The following is a 22,953-nucleotide window of genomic DNA, read 5'->3' on the forward strand; positions in this document are numbered from 1 at the left end:
CCATATCCGCTGTCAATGCCTATCCGTTATCCTCTCGCCGCGCTTTGCCTGCTGCTGGGCACGGGCACCTATGGTCAACGCCCAGTACCCGCCCCTGCTACCGACCGGCCTTTCTACCGACTTTACGCGGGGGCCGCTGCCGGTTTTCAGATGTACCAGACGGTGTCGGCCCCGGCTCCCATCCGCTACCTGAACCGGGTGAGCATCCTGCCCGCCTTTGTGTCGGTGGGCTACCAGCTGACGCCCCGCCTGGCCGTACAGGCCGAGTTCGGGCAGCGCGACCCGGCTGATACCAACACCGCCAGCAGCGGCTACACCCCGGATGGCCGCCGGGTAGAAGCCTTTGACCGGCGGCGCGCATATGATGCGGCCGTGCCGCTGCTGCTGCGCTACCGCCTGACGCGCCGGCTGAACCAGGCCTTCCACGCCGATGCGCTGCTGGGGATCAGCACCGTGTTTCACGTGTGGCGGCAGGAAGTATCGGTGACGGTGGACGGGCAGCAAACCAGCTATTATCTGGTTGATGAAACCCGCACCAACCGCTACCTCACCGCCGGGGCAGCACTGGGCGTACTGGTGCGCCGGCGCTATGATGTGGTACTGGGGACAGGCGTCAATCAGAACGTAGAGCTGCTGCGCAGTATCCGTAGGCACACCCTGATGCCAACCCTGACGCTGGGCCTGCGGTACTTCCTGGCGCCCGCCAAGCCAGCTTAGGCCGCCCGGACATGGAGGCGTGGTGGTCAGCATCAGCAGCTGATTTCTGCTATCTTCCTGTGTCACCTTGCTCCTTATCTCGATGAAAACAATCCTGACCCTGCTGTTCGGCTTGTACCTGCTGCCCGCCCGGGCCGCCGACCTGTACGCCAACACCGCCATTATCCGGGACCTGGACGGCTATACCAACGTGCGGGCTACCCCGACGCGGCAGGGCCAGATATTGCTGCGGCTGCGCGAAAACCAGGTGTTTTTCTTCGACCCGGAGGAGTATGAGCAGCACCAGGAATGGATTACAGTGTGGGTAGCTCCGGACCGGTTCAACACGCAGCCAGTGGGTGATGCCGCGGATGCCTCCTACCATACCCAGGGCTACGTGCACCGCAGCCGGCTGCAAACCCTGCTGAGCCTGCCGGCGTACCGGGGCCCCGAGTTTCGGATTCGCTACGAGCTGGTGCCCTTCCGGGCCGCGGCCCACACCGTGGACAGGTCGCAGGGCTGGGTGGAAATCAAGGACGTGCCCTACGCCTGGGGCGTGGATGGACACATGCCGCGCACCGAAATCCGGGCCGTGCGGGCCACCGTGCAGGGGCAGGCCGTGCCGGTGCCGCGCCGGCTGCTGGCGGGCTTGTTTGAAGCGCCCCAGCCCACGGACGTGTTTCGCCGGGGCAACACCTTTTTCGTGGTGCAGCAAAACGGCGACGGGGCCGGGGGCTACACCCTGGTGTGGGTGTTCACCAAAGCCGGGTTGCAGCAGCGCTTGGTGGGCAATTTTACCTAAGCCGCCAGCCGATTCCGGGTTTCGGCGGTTAGTATAGCTTCCGCCGCTTCGTCAGCGGCTTACCGTTGAACCCCCGAATCTAAACTCATGCAGAATATTGCCCTTATCGTAGGTGCCAGCGGCATCATCGGCAGCAACCTGGCCCAGGAGCTGCTGGCCCACGACTGGCCCACCTACGGCCTGGCCCGCTCCCCTCGTACCGACGTGCCCGGCCTGCACCCCGTCGCCGCCGACCTGCTCGACTCCGCCGGCCTGGCCGCCGCCCTCGACGGGCTGGCCCCCACCCACGTGTTTATTACCAGCTGGATGCGGCAGGACACGGAGGCCGAGAACATCCGCGTCAACAGCCTGATGGTGCGCAACCTGCTCGACGCCCTGGCCCCGAAGCAGTCGGTGCGGCACGTGGCCCTGGTGACGGGCCTGAAGCACTACCTCGGGCCGTTTGAGGCCTACGTGAGCGGGGGCGTGGCCCCCCCGACGCCCCTGCGCGAGGAGCAGCCCCGCCTGGCCCTCGACAACTTCTACTACGCCCAGGAAGACGAGGTGTATGCCGCCGCCGCCCGCGACGGGTTTACCTGGAGCATTCACCGGCCCCACACCATCATTGGCAAGGCCGTGGGCAACCTGATGAACCTGGGCACCACCCTGGCCGTGTACGCCAGCATCTGCCAAGCCACCGGCCGCCCCTTCCGCTGGCCCGGCTCGGCAGCGCAGTGGCACGGCCTCTCCGACGTCACCGACGCCCGCATCATTGCCAAGCAGCTGCACTGGGCCGCCACCACCGAGGCCGCCCGCAACGAGGCCTTCAACATCGTGAACGGGGACGTGTTTCGCTGGAGCTGGCTCTGGCCCCGGCTGGCGGCCTGGTTTGGGGTGGAAGCCGTGGGCTTCGACGGCACGATTCACCCGCTGGAAGCCGAGCTGAGCCAGGATGCCGCCGTGTGGCGCGACCTGGCCGGGCGGCACCAGCTGCAAGAGCCCGAGCTGAGCCGCCTGGCCTCGCCCTGGCACACCGACCTGGACCTGGGCCGCCCCATCGAGGTGATGACCGACATGGCCAAAAGCCGCAAGCTGGGCTTCCGGGAGTACCAGTCGACCGAGGACTCGTTCTTCGACCTGTTTGCCCAGCTGCGCCACGACCGGCTGATTCCGTAGGCGCTACCTCCCCTGCCGGTAGCGCCGGGCTACGGCCCACGCTACCGGCCACTGGGCCGGGTCGAAGGAGCAGAATGCCACCCTAAATCCGCAGAAAGTGCGCTGGTGGCCCCAAAAAGCAGTGGGGGCATTCGGCGGCGGTGCCTATCTTGCCGGCTTCACCCGTGTTTGCCGCTCGCGGCTTCTTTCGCTTATGAAGTTTTCTGCTACCCTCCTGCTGACGGGGCTGCTGGCCCTGCCGGCCGCTCCCGTACTGGCCCAAACCACCACGCCCGGCCTCCAGGCCCTCGACGATTCCTACGGCTTCCGCGGGGCCCGCTTCGAGTCCGACACCAGTGCTTTCAAGGACCTGGTGCTGGCCGAAACGGCGGGCCAGACGCGCTACTACCGCCGCACCAGTGAGCCCAAGAAGCTGGGCGAGGCCGACGTGGCCGACATCACCTACGGCTTTTACCAGGGCAAGCTCAGCGTGGTGCTGCTCAAAACCCGGGGTGCGGCCAATAGCCGGGCGGCCCTGCAGGCGTTGCAGCAGAAAGCTGGTCCCGGCCGGCAAAACAGCCCGTTCAGCCAGCGCTACGCCTGGAACGGCAAGCGCGTGCACCTGAGCTACGACGAAAATGCGCTCAGCAACGACGCCGTCATCATCCTGACCTGCAAGAAAATCAAGCAGCAGGAAATCAAGCGCGACCTGCGCACCCGCCCGACCACGCCCCCGCCCACGGGCGCGTAGCCACAAGGAGCACGCGATACGCGCGGCACCGGCTCCGCAGGGCCTTTCCAGCAGCTGCTTCCTGAGGCTGGGAACAGGTAGCGCCGGCGCTGGGGCGGCCTGAACATCGGGCGGGCAAAGGAAACATTCTCTTAACACGACGTTCACATTCAGGCAATATGTAATGCCGCACTTTGTGCCAGCATTATCATTCCATGAACAAACTGTTAACGCTGCTCCTGTTCCTGGCCGCCGGGGCTGCCCACGCCCAGGGCCCCGACTCGGTGAAACAGGCCTCGCCGGCCGCCCGCAAGTGGTCTGAAGCCGTCAGTATCCGGGGCTATGTGCAGGGCCGCTACAACCGCCTGCTCGAAACCAACCCCGATCTGCAGTGCGAGCAGTGCGACAAGTCGTGGGGCGACAAGGGCGGCTTCTCGCTGCGCCGGATCCGGCTCATCTTCTACGGGCAGCTGCACGAGCGGATCTACTTCTACATTCAGCCCGACTTTGCCAGTACGCTCAGCGGCAGCACGTCGCAGCACATTGCCCAGCTCCGGGATGCGTACCTGGATGTGGGCCTGGACAAAGCCAGTCAGTTTCGGGTGCGGATCGGGCAGAGCAAGATTCCCTACGGCTTCGAGAATATGCAGTCGAGCCAGAACCGGCTGGCCCTGGACCGCAACGACGCGCTCAACAGCGCCCTTTCCAACGAGCGGGACCTGGGCGCCATGCTGTACTGGGCCCCCACGGCCCTGCGCCAGCGCTTCACTAAGCTGGTGAAGGACGGGCTGAAAGGCTCAGGCGACTACGGCATCGTGGGCCTGGGCGTCTTCAACGGGCAGACCGCCAACCGCCCGGAGCTCAACAACCAGCGGCACGTAGTAGCCCGCCTCACCTATCCCCTGGCCCTGGGCCGGCAACTCATTGAGCCCTCGGTGCAGGCCTACAGCGGCAATTTCGTACTAGCCAAAGACCAGCTTTCGGCCGGCGTGAAGCACCGCCCCGACCTGAGCTACCCCGACCAGCGCATGGCTGCTTCCCTGGTGGTGTACCCGCAGCCCTTCGGCCTGCAGGCGGAGTACAACGTGGGCCGGGGACCGGAATTCAACCCCGGCACCGACAGTATCGAAACCAGGCGCCTGCACGGCGGCTACGTGCTGCTCAACTACCGCCTGCAACGGGGCGGCCAGCAGTTTTACCCCTTCGTGCGGGTGCAGTACTACGACGGCGGCAAAAAGCACGAGCGGGATGCCCGCAGCTACAGCGTCCGGGAAGCCGAATTCGGCCTGGAGTGGCAGCCTCTGCCCAGCTTCGAGCTCGTGACGATGTACACCCTGTCGGCGCGCCGCTTCGAAGACTTCCAGAAACCCGACAACCGCCAGCGGGGCAGGTTGCTGCGCTTGCAGGCTCAGCTTAATTTCTAGCGCTGCCTGAAAGCCAGTACATTGGAGCATGAAACGCTCCCGACTACTCATGCTCTGGCTGCTGGCGCTGGGCCGGCTGGCGCTGGGCCAGGCCGCGCCCTATGGCAATAACTCCCAGGCCGGCCACTACGCCACGGTGCGCGGCGTCAAGCTCTATTACGAAACCTATGGCAGCGGGCCACCCCTGCTGCTGCTGCACGGCAACGGGGGCAGCATCCGGGACTTCCTGCCCACGATTCCCTACTTCGCCAAGCGCTACCGCGTCATTGCCCTCGACAGCCGGGCCCACGGCAAGTCGGTGGATGCGGGCGACTCGCTGAGCTTCGAGATGCTGGCCGACGACTGCGCGGCCCTGCTCACGCAGCTGCGCCTGGACTCGGCCTACGTGCTGGGCTGGAGCGACGGGGGCATTACGGCCCTGGTGCTGGCGTTGCGCCACCCGGGCAAGGTGAAGCGCCTGGCCGCCACCGGGGCCAACCTCTGGCCCGACTCCACGGCCCTCGCGCCGGCCCTTTGGCAGCAAATGCGGCGCGGCTACCAGGAAGGCCGCTTCCAGACCTTTACCGACCCCAAGCGCCGCAACGACTGGAAAGTGTTTCTGCTCGACTGGCGGGAGCCCCACCTTGCCCTGGCCACGCTGGCGCGCATCAAGGCCCCGGCCTTTATTATTGCCGGCGACCAGGACGTGATTCGGGCCGAGCACACGGTGGCCATCTACCAGAGCCTGCCCCGCGCCTGGCTCTGGATTGTGCCCAACAGCGGCCACGCCACCCTGCTGGATCATGCCGAGGAGTTTAACCGCAAAACCGAGGCCTTCTTCCGGGCGCCCAGCATTCCGCTAACGTCGCTTCGCTAACTGGCAGCGCTTGAAAACGCGTTGTCTTAGCTCGCCCGACAGTAAACAGGCTACAAAAAACGGCGGCTGCGCCGAGGAAAGGGCTATTCAACCACCTCAGGCTGCCCGTCGGTGGCGGCAATGACGAGCAGGGCCACCAGCAGCAGGGCGCTGTACTCGATGCCACCGGTGCCATGCTCGCCCACAAACCAGCCGTTTTCGGCGTGAATCAGGACGATGCCGGTGCCGATAATCAGGCCGAAGACCAGGGCTACCCAGCGCGTGAGAATGCCCAGTGCCATGAGCACGCCACCCAGTAGCTCGGCCGCCGTAATCAGCCAGACCAGCGCCAGGCCGAAGGGCAGCCCTTTGGCCGTGAGGAAGTCGGCGAAGCGGGGCACGGTGCCGCCCACCACCCGCACCACGGCGTGGGCCAGCAGCAGCCCCGCCACCGTCACGCGGAGCAGCAGCAAGGACTGGGCAGGGCGCAAAAAGGGAAACCCGGGCATACAAGCGCTACATCAGATGGAAGGCCAAAATATAGATTATTGCATGTAAATACCGTAATCCGCGTGGCGGGCCGGAAAAACCCGTTTTCCCGCTACCTTGCTGTCATGCTCAGCCCCTTCACCCCGCCAGCCGCCCTGGCCACCCAGATTGATCCGCTGCTGACCTTCGTGCGCGCCATTGGCCTGGAGGTGCGCGAGGCCTCGCTCGAAGGCCAGAAAACCTTTCTGCCCGGTCTGCTCATCGACCGGGGCGCGCTGGTCGTGGACCGGCAGCGGCTGCTCTACCCCGGCGACATTCTGCACGAGGCCGGCCACATTGCCGTAACTCCCGCCGCCGAGCGGCCCCGGCTGCTGGACAACGTCACCGAAAACCACCCCGAAAAGGAAGGCGACGAAATGGCCGTGCTGTGCTGGTCGTATGCCGCCAGCCGGGCCCTGGACCTGCCGCCGGAGGTCGTGTTTCACCCCCACGGCTACAAAAACGAAAGCCAGTGGCTGATTGACAACTTCCAGAGCGGGCAGAATATCGGCCTGCCCCTGCTGGTTTGGATGGGCCTGACCACCACCGACGCCTTTCCGCGCATGACGCGTTGGCTGCGCCAGTAAGCACCGGCCGAACACGAAAAAGCCCGCTCCAACCTGGTTGGAGCGGGCTTTTGTAGTTACCTCGGAAGGCCGTTACAGCTGATCCTCGATGACGGATACGGCCTCGCGCAGGGTCAGGTCTTTGCGCAGGGGCTGCACGAAGCGGGCGGCGCGGCTGCCGGCGGTGCTGGTGCTGTCGGTGGGCGTGGTCGTGGCGGCGGCCAGCAGCGGGGCCACGTCCAGGGTCGGCGCGGCCTGCTGGGCCTGCTTGAACTTCTCGGCGGCGGCGCGGGCCTGCTGCTGCTCGGTGCGGTAAGCCGTCAGGTTCAACGAGACTTCCGTGATTTTCTGGCGCTTCTCCATCCCGGTCACGGCCTCCGTCAGGAGCTGGAACGAGGCGTTGGAGGCCACGCGCTGCTTGCTGGCCGCGGCGAGCTTATCCACGGCCGGGGCAGCGGCCCAGGGCTGGTACTTGGCCGAGGCAATTTCGTCCCAGGGCAGCGGGTAGTCGGTGTCCTGCTCGCCGTCGGCCAGGGTGCTGTAGGCGTCGGGCACCATGATGTCGGGCGTGACGCCCTTGAACTGCGTGGACGAGCCCGTGACGCGGTAGTATTTCTGAATGGTCATCTTTAGCGAGCCAAACGGCTTGAGGCTGGCCAGCTGCGGGTTCATAATGTCGTCGAACTCGAAGATGCGCTGCACCGTGCCTTTGCCGTAAGTGGTGTTGCCCACAATCACGCCGCGCTTGTAGTCCTGAATGGCGCCGGCCAGGATTTCGGAGGCCGAGGCGCTGTACTTGTTCACCAGCACGGCCAGGGGCCCGTCGTACTGCACCTGCGGGTCGGGGTCACCGACGAGCTGGGCGGCACCCTGCCGGCTTTTCACCTGCACCATCGGGCCGCTGGCCACAAACAGGCCGGCCATTTCGGCCGCGTCCTGCAACGAGCCGCCGCCGTTGAAGCGCAGATCCAGCACCACGCCCTGCACGTTCTGGGCCTTGAGCTTTTCCAGCTCCTTCTTCACGTCGTCGGACGAGTTGCGGCCCCCGTTGTGGTTGAAGTCGGCGTAGAAGCTGGGCAGCAGAATGTAGCCGATTTTCTTGCCCCCGTCGTTGATAATGGCCGACTGGGCGTAGGTTTCCTCCAGCACCACGATGTCGCGGATGATGGAAATGACCTTGGTGCTGGCGTCGGGCTTTTTCACCGTCAGGCGCACCTCCGTGCCTTTTTTACCCCGAATCATCTGCACCACCTTGTCCAGGCGCATGCCTTCCACCGACACGGGCTCGGCCGCGCCCTGGGCCACGCGCAGCACCACGTCGCCGGCCTTTAGCTCGCCCTGGCGGTAGGAGGCCGAGCCGGGCACGATGTAAGCCACCACGATCTGGCCGTCCTTCTCGCTCATCTGGGCGCCGGTGCCTTCGAGGCGGCCGGTGAGGGCAATGTCGAAGTTGGTTTTGTCCTTGGGCGCGAAGTACTCGGAGTGCGGGTCAAAGGTGTTGGCAATGGTATTGGCAAACTCGGCCAGCCGGTCGGCCTCGTCGGTCTGGCGCAGGTCGCTGAAGGCTTCGTCGTAGTACTTGAGCACCTGCTTGCGGGCCTCGGCTTCGAGCTGGGCCGGCGTGCGCACGGGGGCCGATAGGGTGGCCGCCGACGGCTTGGCCTTGGCGGCGGCCAACGACTTGGTTTGCTGCCGGCTCTGCTCATCCATCAGCTCGGAGAGGCGCACCATCGTCTGGTACTTGAGCAGGCGGCGCCACCGGTCGCGGCGGGCAGCGGCATCCGCCGGGAAGCTCAGCTTATCCACGTCGGTTTCGAAGGTTTCCGGGGCCGCAAACTCGAAGGGCTTCTGCAGCAGCTCGCGGTACAGGGCCTGGGCCTCCTGCACCCGCTGGGCAGTGAGCTTGGCGCTTAGGTCCAGAAATTCGTGCTTGCCCTGCTTGAGCTCATCGTCGATGCTGGTTTCGTAGCGTTGCAGCTGCTTCACATCGGGCTGGAGCAAAAACCGCTTGCTGGCGTCGAGGCGCTTGAGGTAGAGGGCAAACACCCGGCGCGAGAAGTCGTCGTCGAGCTGCTCGGGCTGCACGTGGGCCACACCCAGGCCCTGGGCGACGGTGGCCAGCAGCACCTGCTTTTTCTGGGCCGACACCTCCTTGGGCTGCTGGGCGAACCCGCCGAGCGGCAAGAGCAGAAACAAACCGGGCAGCAGGGCCGAAAAGCGGCGGGAAGCACGAAATGACGTCATACGATACAGGTAAAAAAGATAAAACGGCGTTGGTGTCGGCGCTGGCGCGGCGGGCCCTACCCTGGAGGTGGCAGGCCGTAGCCGACGGCACAGAATACGTAGCTAGTAAGACACTACTTTGCTACCCTAGTTGCACAACGAAGACTGGCCGGCCCGGAGTTCAGTAGTACGCTCGGCCTGCCCCTATTTGGGCATATTTCCCCCAGCAGCCAGTAATTACGCATCTTTGAACTGAACAAGACTCGTGCGGCCAAAGGGCCGGTAGCACAGCGGCATAACTATGATAACATCACTTTATCGGGGCGACGGTACAGTATACCTCCTCGTCGAGCGTAATCAGAAGGAAAACTGGATTCATGCCCGGTGGCAGGGCCGCCAAACGATGGGCACTATCATGGATGGCGGCCTGACGTACGTGGAGATGCTGCGCGCGCACCCCTGCCCAAAGCTGCTGAACGACCACCGGGAGCTAATCGGCACCTTCACGGAAGCCAACGACTGGATTCAGCAGGTCTGGACGCCGCTGATTATGGCCGCCGGGCTGCGCTACTTTGCCCAGGTCATTTCGCCCGACGTGTTTGGGCAGCTTTCCATCGAAGACTTGCAGCACCGCATCGGGGAAGTGCTGCACATCCAGCTGTTCGACCAGCTGGAAACGGCCCAACGCTGGCTGCGGGCCCAGCCGTAGCGGCCCGCCAACCGCCCGGCGGCCCTTCCCTTCCGGCCGTTGCTGAGCAATGATCTGGCCGGCACGCGCTACCGCCGATGCGTGCGCCGGGCAGTTCTGCGTATACGCCAGCGGTTCATTCCTTTGTTCTTATGCAGCTTTACGTTTATTCGGCCCTCAGCGCCGCGGCCCGCGCGCTGTTGCTTCAGCGCCTGCCCACCGATATTCAGCCCGTTTTCGCCTCCGACCTGGCCCCCGACCAGCAGCTGCCGGCCTTTCAGCAAGCCGCCGTGCTGCTGGGCAACGTGCCGCCGGCCTGGCTGACCGAGCACCAACCCGCCGGCCTGCGGTTCTGGCAAATCGACTCGGCCGGCTTCGACCAGTACGCGGGCCTGCGGGTGCCGTTTCCGGTGGCCAATATGGGCGACTATTTTGCCTGGCCCTGCGCCGAAACCATCGTGGCGGGCATTCTGAGCTTCTACCGCCGCATTCCGGAGCTGGCCGTGCTGCAACAGCGCCGCGAATGGGTGGGCCCGCCGGTCCGGACGCGGGTGGGGCTGCTGCGCGGCAAGCGGGTCATTATTCTGGGCGCCGGCGGCATCGGGCTGGCTGTGCGCGAGCAGCTGGCGGGCTTTCGGTGCCAGGTACGGCTGCTGGCCCGCACCAATCCCGAGGCCCAGCTGCACTCGGCCGCCGAGCTGGCCGCCGATCTGCCCACTACCGATCTGGTCATCAACTGCCTGCCCGGCAGCGCCGACGGCTTTTTCTCGGCCGAGCTGGTGGCCGCCATGGCCCCCGGCAGCCTCTACGCCAGCGTGGGCCGGGGCAATACCACCGACGAGCCGGCCCTGCTGGCCGCCTTGCAGGCCGGCAAAATCAGCGCGGTGCTCGACGTGACGGCCCAGGAGCCCCTGCCCGCCGACAGCCCGCTCTGGACCTTGCCCAACGTACTGCTGACCCAGCACAGCGGCGGCGGCCAGCCCCACGAAGACGAAGGCAAAGTAGAGCTGCTGCTGCGCAACCTGGGGCACCTGCGCCACGGCCAGCCCCTGGAGAATCTGGTGGAGCCGGGGCGCGGGTATTAGCCGAATTAGCGGCCTGTTATTGAGGCAGTGTGAGCTGTCAGCTGAACCGCATGCTGCACTTACCGAAGCAGAATTATTCGATCAAAGCTCAGTGACTTTAGCACCCGCTTCCCTTTTTTTTACTTTGCTCCATGGCATATCCCAGCACCGCTTTTCTGCAGCAAAACTTTCCGGGGCTACAGCGGCTCTGTGCCGGTTTGTTCTATCGGTGGCCCATTGGTATTCGCTTCGATTTGCAGGGTGAGCATCCTATTTATCTGGACGCTAACCATCATTCGTACGACGAGCGGTATTTCCAGGAAGTTATTCAGCGGGCATCTGATTTATTTAAAGCGGCTTTTCAGCCTACCGATGAGGTGCTGGTAATTTATCAGAAACCAACTGCTAAACGGCAACGCATCAGGAACACAGAGTATCTGCTGCGCCAGCTGGGCATTGCGGCTTCTGCTATAGCTTTTCAACGGATCGACAGCCACTACCTGTATGGTAATTACGGCTCAAGCTGGATAAGAATGTACCATGCTACCACTGCCGCCGCTATTCCATATCCGAAGCTAGCCACCGCCATTGCCAACCAGGATTTTGGGCATAGAACTCCCCGAACTGACGGTGACGTGTTCTTCTTAAATCTAAGCCGGGACCTGATTTTCCATATGTACGACGACCGTGGGCTTGATATAGTAGCAGCGGATAAATCGATTCTCCGGCCGCTGTTCGAAACCTATAACAGCTGGATAATGACTTTCGACCGGGAGCAAGTAGAGGCAACTTTCTCCGAAGTTTGAATGCGAAACAAACTCGTTTCAGGCAGTGCTTGGCAATTAGCGGTTTTTCTTACGCTCCGAGTGTGGAATGGGCGGTGCGCGGGCATCACCTGAATGTCCCTTACGCCCCCACATGAAACTACCCTTACTACTCGGCTTATTATTGCTGGCTCCCTGGCTGGCTACGGCTCAAACCATTACGGTTTCGGGTCAGGTAATTGACGCCAAAAGCAATCAGGCGCTGCCGGGCGTGACCATTTTGCAGCTCAATACATCCAATGGAGCTAGCTCTAATCTGGACGGCAGCTTTTCGCTGATTGTGCCCGGCCAGTCAGACAGCGTCACCATTAGCGTAAGCGCCATTGGCTACGTGAAGCAGCAGCGCCGGGTAGCGGCCGGCAGCACTGCCATGCTCAAGATGGAGTCCGATCCGCGCACTATTGATTCGGATGATATGATAGTATACTACCGCTACAAAGTGGGCCTTACTTCCGGTCTGCGCTATGCTCCGTACGGGCTTTATGCCCAGGTATTTGGTCAGCGCTTCATTCACAAGCCCCTCAACATTTTGGGTAGCTACCACACCAACTTTAAACGCAACTACGCGGCCACAGCCTCGGTAAACCTGCCCGCGCTACCGAAGCTCGGCCGGCTCCACTTCTCCGAGCAGCTGGACTACCAGCACCTGCGGGCCGAAGCGGCCAATGCCCAGTTCAGCAGCTATTCCGCCACGCTGGGCCTGACACTCTACCCAAAGGCGACCAGCCAGTCTGAGCTACTACTCAGCGCTGGCTATGCCCGTTACCAACCGCTGCACCCCACCGAAACCACTACCTCCGCCGGTTACGGCTACGGACTGGGATTTCGCTACAGCCTCCCCTATCCGTTCGAGGTCAATCTGCAGGCCCAAGCCACCCGCTGGCCAACGTACTGGCAATATCAAGGCAGCCTTTCGCGCTTTATTGGTAATCAGCTGCAACTTGGCGTGGCGGCCAACCAGTTTCGCAATTACACGGAAGTCAGCGTAAGTCTGAGCCGGTCCTTTTTTTGATTTCCGCGCCAGCAACAAAAAAGCCCGACCAAGCGGCCGGGCTTTTCTGTTGAACTTGAGCCTGCTGAAACTACGCGCCGGCCTGGGTAATCACCTCCACGATTTCCTCGGAAATACCGGTGGTGCTGAAGCCGCCGTCGTGCATCAGGTTCTGCATGGTCACGTAGCGGGTCAAGTCCGAAAACAGCGAGATGCAGTAGTCGGCGCAGGCTTCGGCCGGGGCGTTGCCCAGGGGCGAGAGTTTGTCGGCGTAGTCGTAAAACGCGTTGAAGCCGCTGATGCCGGTGCCGGCCGTGGTCTTGGTCGGCGACTGGGAAATGGTGTTCACGCGCACTTTCTTGAGCTTGCCCAGGCGCTGGCCGTAGCTGCGGGCAATGCTTTCGAGCATGGCCTTGGCCTGCGACATGTCGGTGTAGTCGAGGAAGGCGCGCTGGGCGGCAATGTAGGAAAGGGCCACGGCCGAGCCCCACTCGTTGAAGGCGTCCTGCTTTTCGGCCACGGCCAGCATCTTGTGAAACGACAGCGCCGACACGTCCAGCGTTTTCTGGAACCACTCGTAGTTCAGCTCGCCGTAGTGCTTGCCCTTACGAATGTTGGCGCTCATCCCGATGCTGTGCAGCACGAAGTCGAGCTTGCCGCCCAAATGCTCCTGCGCGCCCGAAAACAGCTTTTCCAGGTCTTCCATCGACGTGGCATCGGCCGGAATGATGGGCGCGTTGCACTGTTCCGAGAGCTTGTTGATTTCGCCCATGCGCATGGCCAGCGGGGCGTTGGTCAGCACGAAGCGCGCCCCCTGCTCGTGGGCTTTCAAAGCTACTTTCCAGGCAATGGATTCTTCGTTGAGCGCCCCGGAGATGATGCCGACCTTGCCGGCGAGGAGGTTATTGGACATGCTGTCTGTGAGTTAGTGATTCAGTGATTTAGTGAGTGTGGTTAGCTCAGCTCTTCCGGCAGCACGCGCCAGAGGCGGCAAGTTAAATAATCAATACCTCACTCAGTCACTCATTCACTAAATCACTGCTTCGGCCCCCCGCATGGCCAGCAGCTCGCGGGCACTCTGGAAGGCATTTTCGCTGGGCTTGGCCCCGGCAATCATGTGGGCAATTTCGCGCACCCGCTCCTCGGGCGTCAACTCCCGGATGCGGCTCACGGTGCGGTCGGCGCGGTCTTCCTTGTAGACGAAGTAGTGCGCGTCGCCGGCGGCGGCCATCTGGGGCAAATGGCTGATGGCTACCAGCTGGTGCTTTTTGGCCATCTGCTGCATCATCCGGCCCACTTTCACCGCAATTTCGCCCGAAATACCGGTGTCAATTTCGTCGAACACTATCGTCGGCAGGGCGGTTTTGTCGGCCAGCATGTATTTGATGCACAGCATCAGGCGGGAAAACTCCCCGCCCGAGGCAGCCTTGCTCAGCGTCTGGGGCTGGGCACCCTTGTTGGCCGTAAACAGGATGCTGATAATGTCGATGCCGCTGGCGGCGGGCTGCCCGGTGCTGTGCTGCACCACGATGCGGGAGTGCGGCATACCCAGTTCCGAGAGCAGGCCGGCCAGCTCCTTCTCGAACTTGGGAAAGCCCTTTTTCCGACTCTCCGAAAGCTTGCTGCCCTGCCGCGTCACGGTGGCCAGGGCGCCGTCGGTGTCTTTGCGCAGGCGGCTCAGCTCCTTGTCCAGGTTCAGCACCGAGCCTACTTTCTGGCGCAGGTCGTCACGCACGGCAATGAGCTCGGGCACGTCGCGCACCTGGTGTTTGCGCTGCAGGTTATAGAGCACGTTGAGGCGGCTTTGCAGCTCGTCGATGCGGGCCGGGTCGCCCTCGGTGCGCCGCTCGGTGGCTTCTACTTCGTCGGCAATGTCGTGGAGCTCAATCAGGCAGCTGTCGAGGCGCTCCTTGAGCACCCTGAACGAGTCGGCGTAGCTGGAAATCTGGCCCAGCAAAGTGGCCGCTTCCTTCATGGAGCCGGCGGCGCAGTACTCACTTTCGCTCAGGCTGTGCAGGGCCTGGGTCAGCTTGTACTTGATTTCCTCGGCGTGCTCCAGCTGCTTTATTTCCTGCTCCAGGGCTTCCTGATCCTCGTTATCGAGGTGGGCTTCCTCCAGTTCATGGAGCAGAAAGCTGTGGTAGTCGAGCTCCTTGTTGGCCTGGGCAATCTGGTCTTCCACCATTTTCAGGTCGGCCTCCAGCTTGCGGTACTGCCGGTAAGCGTTGCTGTACTGCCCGCGCGTGGGCACCAGGCCGGCGTACAGGTCGAGCAGGTTGAGCTGAAACACCGCGTCGCCGAGCAGCAGCGTGTCGTGCTGGGAATGAATGTCCATCAGGTTGGCCCCGATGTTGCGCAGCGTCTCCAGCGTCACGGGCGTGTCGTTCACGAAGGCCCGCGACTTACCCGACGGGCTGATTTCGCGCCGCAGAATGCACTGGGCGTCGTAGTCGAGGTCTTCGGAGTCGAAGATATCCTGGAGCTGGTAGCTGGAAATATTGAACTGCCCCTCAATCACGCACTTACGCTGCGTATCGAAGAGCATCTTGGAGTCGGCGCGGTTGCCGAGCAGCAGCCCGATGGCGCCCAGCATGATGGACTTGCCGGCCCCGGTTTCACCCGTAATGATGTTGAGCAAGGCCGAAGGCCGCAGCTCCAGCTGCTCAATCAGAGCGTAGTTCTGTATGCGAAGATCTACCAGCACGGTTGTACGATTAGTTGGCGGAAGGAAGTAGCAGGCTTTTCCAGCGGCTCGTATTCCCGGCAGCAGAGTTGGAATATCAAAAGCTTGAAACCAGCCTTAGAAGGCACTATTGCCTTGTTTCAACTAATAAAATTAGCCAATTTTAATTACACAACAAGTTAAGTCCAACTTATTTAGCAATATCAAAACCCTAATATTCGCCTTTCAGCATTAGCATTTGGCTGAATTGTAGCAAACTTTTGAAAGTATGGCAATAGAAAACAGAAAGATACTTATACCTGTCTAGACAGGCTAGGAATGTTCCTTATAATACTTACAGCTACTTGCTGATGACTATGTTATTCTGAAAAATAATAAATACAGAGCGTATATATTTTATTGTGCGGTAACTTCCCTTCAATTCCTCCACGTTCTCAAGATTATTTTTAGCATTATCAAAAATTATCTTCACCTCATTATATAAATGGGGACTTTGCTCCCAAATTGTTTTTGGCAATCCAAGCACACTTGTCAATAACCCTCCTGGATAATTAGCACTAACAAACGGGTTACTTTTTAATATACCTATTGCTAATGGGAGAACGTATTTAAGGCCCGATTCCTGAGTTATCATAAAGCCCAAGTCTTCCGGAGTGTACTCATTCACAGGCTTTTTATGAAGAACATAAAAATTATATTCTTCATACGAAGAGTTGTCCTCATCTGGAATAGGTTGATTCCATGACCATCCTTCCAGTTGACTGATGCTTTTATTATTCAACTACGTTTTCCAATTTAATCCCCGTATTTTTTACACTGTCCGTTAATATTGCAAGCTTTATCTACTATAGTAACTAATACATTATCTTAAGGTTACATATTAGGTTTTAAAGCCGAGCTACATTATACAGTCAGTACTATACTTTAGGGCTGGCGCATGATGGTCTGATACTTGGCCGAGTTCGTCGGGTCTACTTCCGAGAGCATGCTCACCACCTGCTGCTTCTGCTGCTGATCCTGGGCCGTGCGGAAAATGTTGGAAATTTCGTCCGACTTGGTGTCGAAAAACGCGCGGGCCAGCAGCGTGCCGGGCCGGCGAATGGCGGCGGCCTGCACCCCCTGCAAGGCCGTAAACAGGCTGCTGCGGGCCTCATCGGGCTTCTGAATAAAGATGTCGAGGCCCTGGCGGTAGTAGGCGTAGATGCCCGTGCGCATGGCTTCCAGCTGCGGGTCCTGCAGGTTGTTGAGCAGCCAGTAGCGGTTCCGCGTTTCCCCATCCTGCCAAGCCGGGTCGGTTTCGTTGGTCACCGACTGGTTGGCCGCGTTGTTGAGGATGTTGCGGGCCCGGTCGTAGTAGGGCGAGCCGCCGAGCTTGGCGAAGCTGTCCTGGTCCATGCCGATGATGATGTAGGCGTAAAAGCTCAGCAGCGACGACAGGTTGGAAACGAAGGTGTTTTCCGAATAGTCAATCGGGTTCTGGGGCGAGTAGTTGAACACCCAGGCCTTGTCGGCAAACGACAGCAGGTTGGTTTCGTAGCTGGTGCCGTACACCGGCCGCGACGATACGATGCGGGCCGTAGCCTGATAGGTACCGGCCTGCGGTACGGCCGTAATGCCCACGAAGATGCGGCACCGGATGCGCTCCTCGGGCCGGTACGTCTGGTTGGTCCAGGCCCGCGTATTCAAAAACGACTGCATGTCGTTTTTCATCTGCTGAATCAGCTGCCGGTCCGAAATGTTGACGTTTTCCGCCGTAATCTGCACTTCGGCCAACAGTTCCTGGGCCTGCCCGGCCGAGGGAGCCAGCAGCGTGAGCACAAACAGCAGCGGAAGCAGGATTTTACGCATTGCGAAGGGAAAGGCAGGCAAAAACGGTTCGGACAATATCGTGGGCCACGGCAGACTTAGGCTTCAGCTCAAAGATAGTCTTTTGGCCGGCCGCGTCCAGCAGCGTCACTTTGTTGGTATCGTGGCGGAAGCCCGCGCCCGGGTCGCGCAGGGAGTTGAGCACAATCAGGTCGAAATTCTTGCGCCGCAGCTTGCCCTGGGCGTGGGCTTCCTCGTCATTGGTTTCTAACGCAAAACCCACCGAAAATTGTTCAGCGCGCTTGGTTTGTCCCAGCGCGGCGGCAATGTCCACGTTCTTGACCAGCTCCAGGGTCAGCGTGTCGCCATCCTTTTTGATCTTGTTCGGCGCCACGTCGCGCGGGCGGTAGTCGGCCACGGCGGCGGCAAACACCCACACGTCGGCCGTGGGGGCGGCGGCGGCGGCGGCGGCGTACATCTGGGCGGCCGTTTCCACCCGCGTCGTCCGGATCTGGGGGTTGGCCGGGTCGGGCAGGTTGGTGGGGCCGCTGATGAGCGTGACCTGGGCCCCGTTCTCGGCAAACACTTCGGCCAGAGCGTAGCCCATTTTGCCGGTGCTGTGGTTGCCGATAAACCGCACCGGGTCAATCGGCTCGTAAGTCGGCCCAGCCGTGATTAGAACGCGCATTATGTCGAATTGCTTGGCGGGTAAAAATAAAGCAGAACGTCATGCTGAGCGAAGCGCAGCATCTCTACCGCAATAGTATCTGATTACCATTGCCCGCGAGATGCTGCGCTTCGCTCAGCATGACGTTCCGGGGTTGTTCATGCGCTAAAAAACCGCTCCAGCTCCGCCACGATATCCTCAGGCTCGAGCATGCGGCCGGGGCCCGACAGCCCGCTGGCCAGCTCCCCCACCGGCGACTCCAGCACGTGGTTGCCGAAGCTGCGCAGCCGCTCGAAGTTCTGGATCACGGCCGGATGCACGTACATGTCCAGGTCCATAGCCGGGGCCAGAAACACCGGGCAGCGGGCCGACAAATACACGGCCGCCAGCAGGTTGGGGCAGTGCCCGTTGGCCAGCTGGGCCACGGTGTTGGCGCTGGCCGGGGCCACAACCAGCGCGTCGGCCCAGAGGCCCAGCTCCACGTGGTTGTGCCAAAGGCCGGCGGCTTCGTCGCGCAGAAAGCTGGTCAGCACCGGCTTTTTGGAGAGCGTGCCCAGGGTCAGGGGCGTGACAAAGGCCGAGGCCGAGGCAGTCAGAATGACTTGCACCTCAGCCCCGGCCTTGATCAGAAGCCGTACCAGCGTGGCAGCTTTGTAGGCGGCAATGCTGCCGCACACGCCCAGAATAATCTTACGGCCTTGCAGCGGCATTGCCCAGCGTCAGCTACTTATTCGGTAGGACGAGCAACGGGCAGCGCCTCTTCCTCGAGGGTGCGGAACGTTACTTTGCCTTCCAGGAACTCCTCAATGGCGAGGTTGGTGGGCTTGGGCAACCGCTCGTAGTGCTTCGAAATCTCGATTTGCTCGCGGTTTTCGAATACTTCCTCCAGGTTGTCGACCGTGGTAGCAAACTCGGCCAGCTTGCCGTTCAGCTCTTCCTTCAGCTTCACCGAAATCTGGTTGGCGCGCTTCGAGATGATGGCAATCGACTCGTACACGTTGCCGGTTTCGTGGGTGAAGTCCGACATGTTGCGGGTCACGATGGAAGCAGAGACGTTGTTCGGAGTTTTCATATGAGGCTTCTTATTAATGTGCTGATGTGAGGGTAATGTGCTGATGTGCTACTGTATGGTATGTGGAAAATAAATTGATTCATTTCTCACATTCAACCACATTAGCACATCAGCACATTATTTGGCTGCCGTGTCGGCGGGCTTGATTTTGGCAATTTCCTCGCGGGCCGTGGTGTACATGGTTTCCGCGGCTTTCAGGTTGCGGCTCTGCGGGTAGTTGTCGATGAACTGCTGATAGAACGACAGCACTTCCAGATACCGCTCCCGCTGCTTTTCCGGTACGCTTTCCTTGGCTAGGTCGTACTGGGCGTTCAGCTTCAGGAACGAGGCTTCCTCGTTGAAGGCTGAAGCCGGATACTGCTGCTGAAACGAGCTGAAGGCCGTAACGGCAGCCTGGTAGTAGCGCACGTTGTAGTAGAGCTTGGCGCTTTGGAAAGCTTTGTTTTCCAGCTTCTTCTGCAGCTCCTGCGACATATTCTCGGCTTCGGGCCGGAACTGGCTGCTGGGGTAGCGGTTCAGAAACTCCTGAATGGATTCGAGGGCGGAAAAGGTGTTGGTCTGGTCCAGCTCGAACTCCGGCGAGTCGCGAAACAGCGACTTGGCGTGCAGGAAGTTGGCTTCCTCGGCGTAGGTCGAGTTGGGGTAGGTGTCGGCAAACGACTTGAAGTAGTAGGCGCTCAGCACGTAGTTGCGCTGCCGGTAGTTGGTATTGGCGAAGTAGAACTGGGCTTTTTCAGCCTCCGGACGGCCTTTCAGCAGCGGAATCAGGTCTTCGAGCAGGGTACCGGCCTTGAAAAAGTCGCCTTTCTCGTAGTACTGCACTGCGGCCTCGTACTTCTTGTTGACGTCGCTGCTTTTGAGCAGCTTTTGGTAGCCGGTGCACGAGCCAAGCAGCAACGTACTCAGGAACAGAACAAAGAAGGCAGGGCGAAAAGACAGCATAAGGGGGACAAAGGTAGCGGATTACGGGGCCGAATCAAAGGTGGCTCCGGGAAGGTCTATTTACGGGCCCGCACGGGGGCTTTTAGCGTGGCAGCTGGTTTGGGCGCGGGCTTCGCGGCCGGCTTGGCCGGAGCGGCTTTCACTGGCGCGGCTTTAGTTTTAGCCGGCGCCGTTTTGGCCTTGGTTTTTACGGTTGTTTTGGGTTTGGCTTTTACCTTGGGCTTGGCCTTAGCCTTCACGGGCGCGGCGAAGTGCTTGCCCAACACCAGCTTGCGGGTGGGCCGTTCCGGGGCCCGCCAGATAAAGCCCTTGAGCTTTTCGTCTTCCGCTTTCAGCTCGTGGGGCGGAATAAAGCTGGCATCGGGGTTGGTCAGAAACGTAATGGTTTGGAGCTTGTTGTCGGCGAAGCGCAGGGCCATGTTGGCACTCACGGCCTTGTTGAGGCCCGTCACGGCCGTGTCGGCTTCAAGAGCGTAGTAGAGGCTCTCGGCGTTGCCAAGCACGTCCACTTTTTTTATTTTGTTGTCGACGAAGTAGGCCACCATGTTGCGCCCCTTCACCTGGTTGTAGTTCAGAATCGTGTCCTGCCCGATGATAAACGAGTTGGCGTACAGGCGCATCTGGTCAATTTTGCCCTTGCGCTGCCGGATTTCCATGCTGTCGGCCGTGAGCTGGTTCTGCTCCGACCACAGCACCGGCCGCTTGTTCAGGTAGATGATGGAGTCCTGCCGGTCGTAGGTCAGCGAGTCGCAGCGGCCCTGCAAGTCCTTGCGGAAAATCTTCACCCGGGGGTAGGCATACAGCACGCCGGCCGCGTTTTTGGGTGGGCGGCCCTCCACGCTCACCAGCGTGTCGGCGGCCAGGTAGAGCGTGTCGTTGTCGGAGATGTTGCGCATCACCGGGCTGCTGCCGTACACCTTGGCCCGGCCCTGGGCCCGCCAGTAGCGGCCCACGTCGCCGCGCAGCACGATGTTATCCTTCTTCGAAGTCATCGAGACGTGGCCGGTGGCCACGCCGTACTGCCGGGCTTCGTCGTACACCAGCTTGTCGCCGCCGAGCAGGTAGTTCGGGGTTTCGATCTTGGCGTTGCGCTGGAAGTTGGAAACCTTGGTGCGGGTGTTGTAGGTGCCATTTTCGGCGTAGAGGTTGCCCTGCTTGCCCGTGATGCGCGTGGGCCCGAAGAAGTAGGCAATCTTCGACACGGTATTGTACTGCAGCGTGTCGGTGTCGATGTTGTTTTCCTTGGTCACCAGCTTCACGTTGCGCTTGAAGCTGAACACCTTAGAGGTGGTGTTGTAGTAGCCAAACTGGCTGTCGAGCGTGTTTTCGGGGTCGACGAGGTGGCCGCCGGTGCTGTAGTAGGCCAGGTTTTTATTCAGGTCGTAGTCGAGCAGGCTGGTAGTCAGCGTCATGCGCGGGTCGCGCATCACCACGTTGCCGGTCATGCGGGCCTTGCGGGTGTCGCCGTCGTAGGTGGCATGGTCGCCGGTGATGGTCACGGTATCGTTCTGCACGATGCGCACGTTGCTGAAGGCTTCCAGCGCGTTTTTCTCCAGGTACTGGTAGGCCGAGTCGCAGTAGAGCAAGGTGGTGCCCTGCTTAAAGCTCACGTTGCCAATCAGCTTGCGGATTTCTACGCCGTTGAAGGTGCCGCCCACCAGCTTCTCGGTGCCGGGCAGCAGCTCGATGCGCTGCCCTTTCGGCGGCGTGGGCTGGGCCGCGGCCGGCCGGCCGGGGCGCTGCTGGGCCGGGCTGAGCAGGGGGAGCCCGGCGAGAAGAAACAGAAAAAGAAACTTTATAAACCGCATTTCGGGGGCAAAGGTACGGAAGGCCCGCTGGTAACGCCCATCTTTGCAGGCTAGTGCCCACCGTTGCCTTCCTTGAATCAGTTTTTCTATGCTTGAGCGTGTCCGTCAGTTTATTACAGAGCAGGAGCTTTTCGACCCCGCCACCGCCTACATTCTGGTAGCCGTCAGCGGCGGCATGGACTCGGTGGTGCTGGCCGACGTGCTGCACCGCCTGGAAATCAAGTTTGCCATTGCCCACTGCCACTTCGGCCTGCGCGGCGAAGAAGCCGACGCCGACGAGGAATTTGTGCGCAAGCTGGCTAAAAAGTACGACGTGCCCTACTTCGCCGAGTTCTTCCAGACCAAGGAGTTTGCCGCCCAGGAAGGAATTTCGACCCAGATGGCGGCCCGCACCCTGCGCTACGCCTGGTTTGAGCGGATCCGTGAGACCCAGCAGTTCGACTACGTGGCCACGGCCCACCACCAGCGCGACGCGGCCGAAACCATGCTGCTTAACCTGACCCACGGCACCGGCCTGGCGGGTTTGCACGGCATCCGGGCCAAAAATGGCCGCATCGTCCGGCCCCTGCTGGGCATGGGAAAGGAGGATCTGTACGACTACCTGGTGGAAAACCGGCTGATTTGGCGCGAGGATGCCTCCAACGACAGCACCCTCTACCAGCGCAACCGCCTGCGCCACGACGTGCTGCCCGTGCTGCGCGCCATCAACCCCAACCTCGATCAGACCCTGCAGATTACGGCCGAGCGGGTGGGCGGAGCCGAGGAAATCCTGCGCCGCTACGTGGAAGAAACCCAGGCCGCCACGCGCCGCGACGAAGCCGACGTGACCTACCTCAACATCCCGACCTTGCAGCGCACGGCCGCCACCACCCTGGTGCTGCACGAGCTGCTCAAGCCCTTCGGCTTCTCCTACCTGGTCGTGAAAGACATCGTGGCGGCCTTCGGGGCTGAGTCGGGCCGCCGGTTCGAGTCGCCGACGCACCTGCTGGTGAAAGACCGGGAGCAGCTGGTCATCAAGCCCCGTAGCCTGACCAAGTTCGGCACCTACCAGCTACAGGCCGGCCAGACTGAGCTGAAAGCTGAGGGCCTGAACCTGCGGGCCGAGCTGAGCGAAGCGGCGGGCCTGGGCGAGATTCCGCGCAGCAAACAGGTGGCCGCGCTGGATGCCGACAAGCTGAGCTTTCCGCTCACGGTGCGGCGCTGGCAGGAAGGCGACTGGTTTATGCCCATCGGCATGAAGGGCAAAAAGCTGCTGTCCGACTTCCTGATCGACCAGAAAGTGCCGCTCAACCTCAAGGACGACGTGCGCGTGCTCGTCACGGCCGACCAGAAGATTGCCTGGGTTATCGGCTTCCGGCCCGACGAGCGGTTTAAGCTCACGGAGGAAACCCAGCGCGTGCTGACCCTGCGGCGCATGTAACGGCCTTCCGGCAACGTTGCCGTAACTTGTTCTAGGCCGCTCCGGCTTTT

23 protein-coding genes are annotated in these 22,953 nt (G+C 61.3%); 12 read left to right on the forward strand and 11 right to left on the reverse strand.

Translation table 11 applies throughout. The features are described 5' to 3' along the window. Nucleotides 1-15: 15 nt before the first annotated feature. The 6 genes from E5K00_RS10310 (at nucleotide 16) to E5K00_RS10335 (ending at nucleotide 5,642) form a co-directional block, all read left to right on the forward strand. Nucleotides 16-717: a hypothetical protein gene (locus E5K00_RS10310; protein ID WP_135463134.1), complete on the forward strand. Its 702-nt coding sequence runs from the start codon at nucleotides 16-18 to the stop codon at nucleotides 715-717. Between the two features lie 82 nt (nucleotides 718-799). Then, complete coding sequence (locus E5K00_RS10315; protein WP_135463135.1) at nucleotides 800-1,498, forward strand: hypothetical protein; 699 nt, start codon at nucleotides 800-802, stop codon at nucleotides 1,496-1,498. Between the two features lie 87 nt (nucleotides 1,499-1,585). After that, nucleotides 1,586-2,653 carry an SDR family oxidoreductase gene (locus tag E5K00_RS10320; protein WP_135463136.1) on the forward strand — a complete coding sequence of 356 codons (1,068 nt, stop codon included), beginning with the start codon at nucleotides 1,586-1,588 and terminating at the stop codon, nucleotides 2,651-2,653. A gap of 193 nt (nucleotides 2,654-2,846) precedes the next feature. Further along, nucleotides 2,847-3,383 carry a hypothetical protein gene (locus E5K00_RS10325; protein ID WP_135463137.1) on the forward strand — a complete coding sequence of 179 codons (537 nt, stop codon included), beginning with the start codon at nucleotides 2,847-2,849 and terminating at the stop codon, nucleotides 3,381-3,383. 194 nt (nucleotides 3,384-3,577) lie between these two features. Beyond that, nucleotides 3,578-4,786 (forward strand): porin, encoded by a 1,209-nt coding sequence (locus E5K00_RS10330; protein WP_135463138.1) that lies wholly within the window; start codon nucleotides 3,578-3,580, stop codon nucleotides 4,784-4,786. A gap of 28 nt (nucleotides 4,787-4,814) precedes the next feature. Beyond that, nucleotides 4,815-5,642, forward strand: a complete 828-nt coding sequence (locus tag E5K00_RS10335) for an alpha/beta fold hydrolase (protein ID WP_135463139.1) — start codon at nucleotides 4,815-4,817, stop codon at nucleotides 5,640-5,642. 83 nt (nucleotides 5,643-5,725) lie between these two features. Here the strand turns inward: E5K00_RS10335 and E5K00_RS10340 are convergent, their stop codons facing one another. Then, nucleotides 5,726-6,112 (reverse strand): DoxX family protein, encoded by a 387-nt coding sequence (locus E5K00_RS10340; RefSeq protein WP_167856828.1) that lies wholly within the window; start codon nucleotides 6,110-6,112, stop codon nucleotides 5,726-5,728. Nucleotides 6,113-6,235: 123 nt separating this feature from the next. Here E5K00_RS10340 and E5K00_RS10345 point away from each other — a divergent pair, with 123 nt between their 5' ends. Further along, nucleotides 6,236-6,736, forward strand: a complete 501-nt coding sequence (locus tag E5K00_RS10345; protein WP_135463141.1) for a hypothetical protein — start codon at nucleotides 6,236-6,238, stop codon at nucleotides 6,734-6,736. A 72-nt stretch (nucleotides 6,737-6,808) separates the two neighbouring features. Here the strand turns inward: E5K00_RS10345 and E5K00_RS10350 are convergent, their stop codons facing one another. Beyond that, on the reverse strand, nucleotides 6,809-8,959 hold the full coding sequence (locus tag E5K00_RS10350) for a carboxy terminal-processing peptidase (RefSeq protein WP_135463142.1): 2,151 nt from the start codon (nucleotides 8,957-8,959) through the stop codon (nucleotides 6,809-6,811). A gap of 280 nt (nucleotides 8,960-9,239) precedes the next feature. Between E5K00_RS10350 and E5K00_RS10355 the strand changes: the two genes are divergently transcribed. From E5K00_RS10355 to E5K00_RS10370, 4 genes are all read left to right on the forward strand, one after another. Next, nucleotides 9,240-9,647, forward strand: coding sequence for a hypothetical protein (locus E5K00_RS10355; RefSeq protein ID WP_135463143.1), 408 nt, complete (start codon nucleotides 9,240-9,242; stop codon nucleotides 9,645-9,647). Between the two features lie 131 nt (nucleotides 9,648-9,778). Then, on the forward strand, nucleotides 9,779-10,711 hold the full coding sequence (locus E5K00_RS10360) for a D-2-hydroxyacid dehydrogenase (RefSeq protein WP_135463144.1): 933 nt from the start codon (nucleotides 9,779-9,781) through the stop codon (nucleotides 10,709-10,711). Between the two features lie 131 nt (nucleotides 10,712-10,842). Then, nucleotides 10,843-11,496, forward strand: a complete 654-nt coding sequence (locus E5K00_RS10365; protein WP_135463145.1) for a DUF3885 domain-containing protein — start codon at nucleotides 10,843-10,845, stop codon at nucleotides 11,494-11,496. Between the two features lie 112 nt (nucleotides 11,497-11,608). Further along, complete coding sequence (locus tag E5K00_RS10370) at nucleotides 11,609-12,526, forward strand: carboxypeptidase-like regulatory domain-containing protein (RefSeq protein WP_167856829.1); 918 nt, start codon at nucleotides 11,609-11,611, stop codon at nucleotides 12,524-12,526. A gap of 70 nt (nucleotides 12,527-12,596) precedes the next feature. Here the strand turns inward: E5K00_RS10370 and E5K00_RS10375 are convergent, their stop codons facing one another. The 9 genes from E5K00_RS10375 to E5K00_RS10415 form a co-directional block, all read right to left on the reverse strand. After that, entirely contained in the window at nucleotides 12,597-13,418 is an 822-nt protein-coding gene (locus E5K00_RS10375) for an enoyl-ACP reductase FabI (RefSeq protein WP_135463147.1), read from the reverse strand. Between the two features lie 117 nt (nucleotides 13,419-13,535). Continuing rightward, nucleotides 13,536-15,209, reverse strand: a complete 1,674-nt coding sequence (recN, locus tag E5K00_RS10380) for a DNA repair protein RecN (protein WP_135463148.1) — start codon at nucleotides 15,207-15,209, stop codon at nucleotides 13,536-13,538. Between the two features lie 319 nt (nucleotides 15,210-15,528). Continuing rightward, the gene (locus tag E5K00_RS10385) at nucleotides 15,529-15,969 is read right to left on the reverse strand and encodes a contact-dependent growth inhibition system immunity protein (protein WP_135463149.1); all 441 of its coding nucleotides are present in this window, start codon (nucleotides 15,967-15,969) and stop codon (nucleotides 15,529-15,531) included. A 143-nt stretch (nucleotides 15,970-16,112) separates the two neighbouring features. Next, entirely contained in the window at nucleotides 16,113-17,036 is a 924-nt protein-coding gene (porD, locus tag E5K00_RS10390) for a type IX secretion system protein PorD (RefSeq protein WP_135463150.1), read from the reverse strand. After that, nucleotides 17,029-17,682 (reverse strand): phosphopantothenoylcysteine decarboxylase domain-containing protein, encoded by a 654-nt coding sequence (locus tag E5K00_RS10395; RefSeq protein ID WP_135463151.1) that lies wholly within the window; start codon nucleotides 17,680-17,682, stop codon nucleotides 17,029-17,031. The genes porD and E5K00_RS10395 overlap by 8 nt, the downstream gene beginning before the upstream one ends. A 137-nt stretch (nucleotides 17,683-17,819) precedes the next feature. Then, the gene (locus E5K00_RS10400; RefSeq protein ID WP_135463152.1) at nucleotides 17,820-18,371 is read right to left on the reverse strand and encodes a flavoprotein; all 552 of its coding nucleotides are present in this window, start codon (nucleotides 18,369-18,371) and stop codon (nucleotides 17,820-17,822) included. Nucleotides 18,372-18,388: 17 nt separating this feature from the next. After that, complete coding sequence (locus E5K00_RS10405) at nucleotides 18,389-18,733, reverse strand: DNA-directed RNA polymerase subunit omega (RefSeq protein WP_135463153.1); 345 nt, start codon at nucleotides 18,731-18,733, stop codon at nucleotides 18,389-18,391. A 117-nt stretch (nucleotides 18,734-18,850) separates the two neighbouring features. Next, a complete protein-coding gene (locus E5K00_RS10410; protein ID WP_135463154.1) occupies nucleotides 18,851-19,675 on the reverse strand; it encodes an outer membrane protein assembly factor BamD in 825 nt (274 codons plus the stop codon). 56 nt (nucleotides 19,676-19,731) lie between these two features. Beyond that, on the reverse strand, nucleotides 19,732-21,483 hold the full coding sequence (locus tag E5K00_RS10415; protein ID WP_135463155.1) for an OstA-like protein: 1,752 nt from the start codon (nucleotides 21,481-21,483) through the stop codon (nucleotides 19,732-19,734). An 88-nt stretch (nucleotides 21,484-21,571) separates the two neighbouring features. Between E5K00_RS10415 and tilS the strand changes: the two genes are divergently transcribed. After that, on the forward strand, nucleotides 21,572-22,903 hold the full coding sequence (gene tilS, locus E5K00_RS10420) for a tRNA lysidine(34) synthetase TilS (RefSeq protein ID WP_135463156.1): 1,332 nt from the start codon (nucleotides 21,572-21,574) through the stop codon (nucleotides 22,901-22,903). The last annotated feature ends 50 nt before the right edge of the window (nucleotides 22,904-22,953 follow it).

This window comes from Hymenobacter aquaticus, assembly GCF_004765605.1.
GTDB classification, from domain to species: Bacteria; Bacteroidota; Bacteroidia; order Cytophagales; family Hymenobacteraceae; genus Hymenobacter; species Hymenobacter aquaticus.

What these genes read in the sequence shown, in the direction of transcription:
- E5K00_RS10330 (WP_135463138.1), top strand. Translation starts at nt 3,578, where the DNA reads ATGAACAAACTGTTAACGCTGCTCCTGTTCCTGGCCGCCGGGGCTGCC.
- tilS (WP_135463156.1), top strand. Translation starts at nt 21,572, where the DNA reads ATGCTTGAGCGTGTCCGTCAGTTTATTACAGAGCAGGAGCTTTTCGAC.
- E5K00_RS10375 (WP_135463147.1), bottom strand. Translation starts at nt 13,418, where the DNA reads ATGTCCAATAACCTCCTCGCCGGCAAGGTCGGCATCATCTCCGGGGCG.
- E5K00_RS10320 (WP_135463136.1), top strand. Translation starts at nt 1,586, where the DNA reads ATGCAGAATATTGCCCTTATCGTAGGTGCCAGCGGCATCATCGGCAGC.
- E5K00_RS10370 (WP_167856829.1), top strand. Translation starts at nt 11,609, where the DNA reads ATGAAACTACCCTTACTACTCGGCTTATTATTGCTGGCTCCCTGGCTG.
- E5K00_RS10345 (WP_135463141.1), top strand. Translation starts at nt 6,236, where the DNA reads ATGCTCAGCCCCTTCACCCCGCCAGCCGCCCTGGCCACCCAGATTGAT.
- E5K00_RS10415 (WP_135463155.1), bottom strand. Translation starts at nt 21,483, where the DNA reads ATGCGGTTTATAAAGTTTCTTTTTCTGTTTCTTCTCGCCGGGCTCCCC.
- porD (WP_135463150.1), bottom strand. Translation starts at nt 17,036, where the DNA reads ATGCGTAAAATCCTGCTTCCGCTGCTGTTTGTGCTCACGCTGCTGGCT.
- E5K00_RS10315 (WP_135463135.1), top strand. Translation starts at nt 800, where the DNA reads ATGAAAACAATCCTGACCCTGCTGTTCGGCTTGTACCTGCTGCCCGCC.
- E5K00_RS10325 (WP_135463137.1), top strand. Translation starts at nt 2,847, where the DNA reads ATGAAGTTTTCTGCTACCCTCCTGCTGACGGGGCTGCTGGCCCTGCCG.
- E5K00_RS10405 (WP_135463153.1), bottom strand. Translation starts at nt 18,733, where the DNA reads ATGAAAACTCCGAACAACGTCTCTGCTTCCATCGTGACCCGCAACATG.
- E5K00_RS10355 (WP_135463143.1), top strand. Translation starts at nt 9,240, where the DNA reads ATGATAACATCACTTTATCGGGGCGACGGTACAGTATACCTCCTCGTC.
- E5K00_RS10395 (WP_135463151.1), bottom strand. Translation starts at nt 17,682, where the DNA reads ATGCGCGTTCTAATCACGGCTGGGCCGACTTACGAGCCGATTGACCCG.
- E5K00_RS10360 (WP_135463144.1), top strand. Translation starts at nt 9,779, where the DNA reads ATGCAGCTTTACGTTTATTCGGCCCTCAGCGCCGCGGCCCGCGCGCTG.
- E5K00_RS10335 (WP_135463139.1), top strand. Translation starts at nt 4,815, where the DNA reads ATGAAACGCTCCCGACTACTCATGCTCTGGCTGCTGGCGCTGGGCCGG.
- E5K00_RS10310 (WP_135463134.1), top strand. Translation starts at nt 16, where the DNA reads ATGCCTATCCGTTATCCTCTCGCCGCGCTTTGCCTGCTGCTGGGCACG.
- E5K00_RS10400 (WP_135463152.1), bottom strand. Translation starts at nt 18,371, where the DNA reads ATGCCGCTGCAAGGCCGTAAGATTATTCTGGGCGTGTGCGGCAGCATT.
- E5K00_RS10350 (WP_135463142.1), bottom strand. Translation starts at nt 8,959, where the DNA reads ATGACGTCATTTCGTGCTTCCCGCCGCTTTTCGGCCCTGCTGCCCGGT.
- E5K00_RS10365 (WP_135463145.1), top strand. Translation starts at nt 10,843, where the DNA reads ATGGCATATCCCAGCACCGCTTTTCTGCAGCAAAACTTTCCGGGGCTA.
- E5K00_RS10410 (WP_135463154.1), bottom strand. Translation starts at nt 19,675, where the DNA reads ATGCTGTCTTTTCGCCCTGCCTTCTTTGTTCTGTTCCTGAGTACGTTG.